Raw genomic sequence first — 5,727 nt, 5'->3', positions numbered from 1 at the left:
GTCTGTTGTTTGAGAACTCAATAGTGTGCCAAGTTTGTTGATACCGATTGTTTTTTGATTGGTTGAATTTTGCCAGGTTGCTGCGCACCCCCGTGTGTGGTGGTCTGGTTTTCAGCTGGTTTCGAATTTTGTGCAGCCGCGTTTTGCCGTTATTTCCGGTGGGTGTGGTTGTGTCTGTTTTTGTTTTACTTCAACGGAGAGTTTGATCCTGGCTCAGGATGAACGCTGGCGGCGTGCTTAACACATGCAAGTCGAACGATGATCTCCAGCTTGCTGGGGGGATTAGTGGCGAACGGGTGAGTAACACGTGAGTAACCTGCCCTTGACTCTGGGATAAGCCTGGGAAACTGGGTCTAATACCGGATATGACCATTCCACGCATGTGGTGGTGGTGGAAAGCTTTTGCGGTTTTGGATGGACTCGCGGCCTATCAGCTTGTTGGTGGGGTAATGGCCTACCAAGGCGACGACGGGTAGCCGGCCTGAGAGGGTGACCGGCCACACTGGGACTGAGACACGGCCCAGACTCCTACGGGAGGCAGCAGTGGGGAATATTGCACAATGGGCGGAAGCCTGATGCAGCGACGCCGCGTGAGGGATGACGGCCTTCGGGTTGTAAACCTCTTTCAGTAGGGAAGAAGCGTAAGTGACGGTACCTGCAGAAGAAGCGCCGGCTAACTACGTGCCAGCAGCCGCGGTAATACGTAGGGCGCAAGCGTTATCCGGAATTATTGGGCGTAAAGAGCTCGTAGGCGGTTTGTCGCGTCTGCTGTGAAAGACCGGGGCTCAACTCCGGTTCTGCAGTGGGTACGGGCAGACTAGAGTGCAGTAGGGGAGACTGGAATTCCTGGTGTAGCGGTGAAATGCGCAGATATCAGGAGGAACACCGATGGCGAAGGCAGGTCTCTGGGCTGTAACTGACGCTGAGGAGCGAAAGCATGGGGAGCGAACAGGATTAGATACCCTGGTAGTCCATGCCGTAAACGTTGGGCACTAGGTGTGGGGGACATTCCACGTTTTCCGCGCCGTAGCTAACGCATTAAGTGCCCCGCCTGGGGAGTACGGCCGCAAGGCTAAAACTCAAAGGAATTGACGGGGGCCCGCACAAGCGGCGGAGCATGCGGATTAATTCGATGCAACGCGAAGAACCTTACCAAGGCTTGACATGGACTGGAAAGATCTGGAGACAGGTCCCCCGCTTGCGGTCGGTTCACAGGTGGTGCATGGTTGTCGTCAGCTCGTGTCGTGAGATGTTGGGTTAAGTCCCGCAACGAGCGCAACCCTCGTTCTATGTTGCCAGCGCGTTATGGCGGGGACTCATAGGAGACTGCCGGGGTCAACTCGGAGGAAGGTGGGGACGACGTCAAATCATCATGCCCCTTATGTCTTGGGCTTCACGCATGCTACAATGGCCGGTACAAAGGGTTGCGATACTGTGAGGTGGAGCTAATCCCAAAAAGCCGGTCTCAGTTCGGATTGGGGTCTGCAACTCGACCCCATGAAGTCGGAGTCGCTAGTAATCGCAGATCAGCAACGCTGCGGTGAATACGTTCCCGGGCCTTGTACACACCGCCCGTCAAGTCACGAAAGTTGGTAACACCCGAAGCCGGTGGCCTAACCCTTGTGGGGGGAGCCGTCGAAGGTGGGACCGGCGATTGGGACTAAGTCGTAACAAGGTAGCCGTACCGGAAGGTGCGGCTGGATCACCTCCTTTCTAAGGAGCTGCTTGCAATCATCGGTGTCCGTGCATGCGGGCATGGTGTGGTTGTCAGTGTTGCCCATTGCGCAGGCGTCTGTTCTGCGGTGGGTGCTCATGGGTGGAATATCAACGAATCAGACTTTTTGTTTGGCATGGCCTTCCCGGTTGTGTCCTGGTGTTAGTACGGCGTCCCTGCGCTTTGGTGTGGGGGTGTGTGGAACGCTGCCGGGGCGTGGGGTGTGGGGGTTGTGTTTGGCGCACTGTTGGGTCCTGAGGCAACAGGACCTTTTTGCAGCAATGCAGGGGGGCACTTCTGGTGTTTCTTTTGTTCCTGCGGCCGGTTCCCCGGCTCACTGTGTCGATCCGCGTGTGTGGGTTGTGGTGGGTGGTGGTCTGGTTGATGGGGTTGTTGTTTGAGAACTACATAGTGGACGCGAGCATCTGGGACGTGCATGTGCTGATCCTTTTGGGGGTTGGTGGGTGTGTGTTCCATACAGCAATTTCTTATGAATGAACCTTGGGCCGTAGTGGCTCGTGGTTCTCTCGAGTAAGTTTTTGATCTTTGTGTGGTCAAGTTTTTAAGGGCACACGGTGGATGCCTTGGCATTAGGAGCCGAAGAAGGACGTAGGAATCTGCGATAAGCCTGGGGGAGTTGATAACCGAGCGTTGATCCCAGGATGTCCGAATGGGGAAACCCCGCACAACGCTGCAAGGTGATTGTGTGACCCGCATCTGAACACATAGGGTGCGTGGGGGGAACGCGGGGAAGTGAAACATCTCAGTACCCGCAGGAAGAGAAAACAAGAGTGATTCCGTTAGTAGTGGCGAGCGAACGCGGATCAGGCTAAACCGTTTCCATGTGTGATAGCCGGCGGGCGTTGCATGGGCGGGGTTGTGGGACTTTCCGTATTGGTTCTGCCGGACCGGTGAGGTGAGGTGCAGGCATAGGTGAACGGTCTTGAAAGGCCGGCCAGAGAGGGTGTGAGCCCCGTAACCGTAATGTTGTGTACAGCCTGGAGAGGATCCCAAGTAGCACGGGGCCCGAGAAATCCCGTGCGAATCTGTCAGGACCACCTGATAAGCCTAAATACTTCCTAATGACCGATAGCGGACCAGTACCGTGAGGGAAAGGTGAAAAGTACCCCGGGAGGGGAGTGAAACAGTACCTGAAACCGTGTGCTTACAATCCGTCGGAGCCAGTCTGATTCTGGTGACGGCGTGCCTTTTGAAGAATGAGCCTGCGAGTTAGTGTTACGTCGCGAGGTTAACCCGTGTGGGGTAGCCGTAGCGAAAGCGAGTCTGAACAGGGCGAGTGTAGTGGCGTGATCTAGACCCGAAGCGGAGTGATCTACCCATGGCCAGGTTGAAGCGACGGTAAGACGTCGTGGAGGACCGAACCCACTTCAGTTGAAAATGGAGGGGATGAGCTGTGGGTAGGGGTGAAAGGCCAATCAAACTCCGTGATAGCTGGTTCTCCCCGAAATGCATTTAGGTGCAGCGTTGCGTGTTTCTTGCCGGAGGTAGAGCTACTGGATGGCCGATGGGCCCTACAAGGTTACTGACGTCAGCCAAACTCCGAATGCCGGTAAGTGAGAGCGCAGCAGTGAGACTGTGGGGGATAAGCTTCATAGTCGAGAGGGAAACAGCCCAGACCACCAACTAAGGCCCCTAAGCGTGTGCTAAGTGGGAAAGGATGTGGAGTTGCGAAGACAACCAGGAGGTTGGCTTAGAAGCAGCCATCCTTGAAAGAGTGCGTAATAGCTCACTGGTCAAGTGATTCCGCGCCGACAATGTAGCGGGGCTCAAGTACACCGCCGAAGTTGTGGATTTCACACAGTACCCTAGCCTTCGTGGTTCAGGGGTGTGGAGTGGTAGGGGAGCGTCGTGTGGGCAGTGAAGTCGCGGTGGAAACCAGCGGTGGAGCCTACACGAGTGAGAATGCAGGCATGAGTAGCGAAAGACGGGTGAGAAACCCGTCCGCCGAATGATCAAGGGTTCCAGGGTCAAGCTAATCTGCCCTGGGTAAGTCGGGACCTAAGGCGAGGCCGACAGGCGTAGTCGATGGACAACGGGTTGATATTCCCGTACCGGCGAAAAACCGCCCATGCCAAGCGGGGGATACTAACCGCCCGGAGCCTGCCCGCTCACCCTTGTGGTGTTGTGGGTTTTGGCCGAGCGCGGGACCTGATCCCGGGAGGTAAGCGTATTAACAGGTGTGACGCAGGAAGGTAGCCGGGCCGGGCGATGGTTGCCCCGGTCCAAGGATGTAGGGTCAGGGATAGGCAAATCCGTTCCTGTGTGTTTCGAGCACGATCCTGAGATCTGATGGGACTCCCGTAAGGGGGGATCCGGTGATCCTATGCTGCCTAGAAAAGCATCGACGCGAGGTTTTAGCCGCCCGTACCCCAAACCGACACAGGTGATCAGGTAGAGAATACCAAGGCGATCGAGAGAATTATGGTTAAGGAACTCGGCAAAATGCCCCCGTAACTTCGGGAGAAGGGGGGCCTGCCCCGTGATGGAGACTTGCTCTCCGTGAGCGGGTGTGGGCCGCAGAGACCAGGGGGAAGCGACTGTTTACTAAAAACACAGGTCCGTGCGAAGTCGCAAGACGATGTATACGGACTGACTCCTGCCCGGTGCTGGAAGGTTAAGAGGACCGGTTAGCCACTTGTGGCGAAGCTGAGAATTTAAGCCCCAGTAAACGGCGGTGGTAACTATAACCATCCTAAGGTAGCGAAATTCCTTGTCGGGTAAGTTCCGACCTGCACGAATGGAGTAACGACTTCCCCGCTGTCTCAACCATAAACTCGGCGAAATTGCAGTACGAGTAAAGATGCTCGTTACGCGCAGCAGGACGGAAAGACCCCGAGACCTTTACTATAGTTTGGTATTGGTGTTCGGAGTGGCTTGTGTAGGATAGGTGGGAGACGTTGAAACCCGGACGCCAGTTCGGGTGGAGTCATCGTTGAAATACCACTCTGGTCACTTTGGACATCTAACTTCGGCCCGTGATCCGGGTCAGGGACAGTGCCTGATGGGTAGTTTAACTGGGGCGGTTGCCTCCTAAAAAGTAACGGAGGCGCCCAAAGGTTCCCTCAGCCTGGTTGGCAATCAGGTGTCGAGTGTAAGTGCACAAGGGAGCTTGACTGTGAGAGAGACATCTCAAGCAGGGACGAAAGTCGGGACTAGTGATCCGGCGGTACATTGTGGAATGGCCGTCGCTCAACGGATAAAAGGTACCTCGGGGATAACAGGCTGATCTTGCCCAAGAGTCCATATCGACGGCATGGTTTGGCACCTCGATGTCGGCTCGTCGCATCCTGGGGCTGGAGTAGGTCCCAAGGGTTGGGCTGTTCGCCCATTAAAGCGGTACGCGAGCTGGGTTTAGAACGTCGTGAGACAGTTCGGTCCCTATCCGCTGCGCGCGCAGGAAATTTGAGAAGGGCTGTCCTTAGTACGAGAGGACCGGGACGGACGAACCTCTGGTGTGTCAGTTGTACTGCCAAGTGCATCGCTGATTAGCTACGTTCGGATGGGATAACCGCTGAAAGCATCTAAGCGGGAAGCTCGCTTCAAGATGAGATTTCCATACACATTCATGTGTGAGAGGCCCCCAGCCAGACCACTGGGTTGATAGGCCGGATGTGGAAGCGAGGACTAAAGACTCGTGAAGCTGACCGGTACTAATAGGCCAACAACTTACACCACACAACACACTGCACGCGTCCACTATGTGGTTCCCGAACAACAACCGTTCCAGGAACCACCACAACAAAATAACAACACCACAGTTGTAACCACAGACTTCCCACCCAACCCCACCAAAAGGGGGTTGGGACGGGTAACAGAGTTACGGCGGTCATAGCGTGGGGGAAACGCCCGGTCCCATTCCGAACCCGGAAGCTAAGACCCACAGCGCCGATGGTACTGCACCCGGGAGGGTGTGGGAGAGTAGGACACCGCCGGACAACCATTCGAAGAGCCCCGACCACAGGTCGGGGCTCTTCACCTTTAACACCCACACA

Annotated in this window: 3 rRNA genes; all 3 read left to right on the top strand. The window is 55.8% G+C overall.

Annotation, left to right across the window (positions count from 1 at the left end):
• Nucleotides 1–190 precede the first annotated feature (190 nt).
• Nucleotides 191–1,713 (top strand): 16S ribosomal RNA (locus tag FQP90_RS22800).
• 553 nt (nt 1,714–2,266) lie between these two features.
• A 23S ribosomal RNA gene (locus FQP90_RS22795) occupies nt 2,267–5,410 on the top strand.
• Nucleotides 5,411–5,553: 143 nt separating this feature from the next.
• Nucleotides 5,554–5,670, top strand: a 5S ribosomal RNA gene (rrf, locus tag FQP90_RS22790).
• Together the 16S, 23S and 5S rRNA genes form the textbook arrangement of a ribosomal RNA operon.
• The last annotated feature ends 57 nt before the right edge of the window (nt 5,671–5,727 follow it).

This window comes from Paenarthrobacter nitroguajacolicus (assembly GCF_007786235.1).
GTDB classification, from domain to species: domain Bacteria; phylum Actinomycetota; class Actinomycetes; order Actinomycetales; family Micrococcaceae; genus Arthrobacter; species Arthrobacter nitroguajacolicus_A.
The sequence above is the reverse complement of the archived record's forward strand: the minus strand, read 5'-3'. Positions and strand labels throughout refer to the sequence as shown.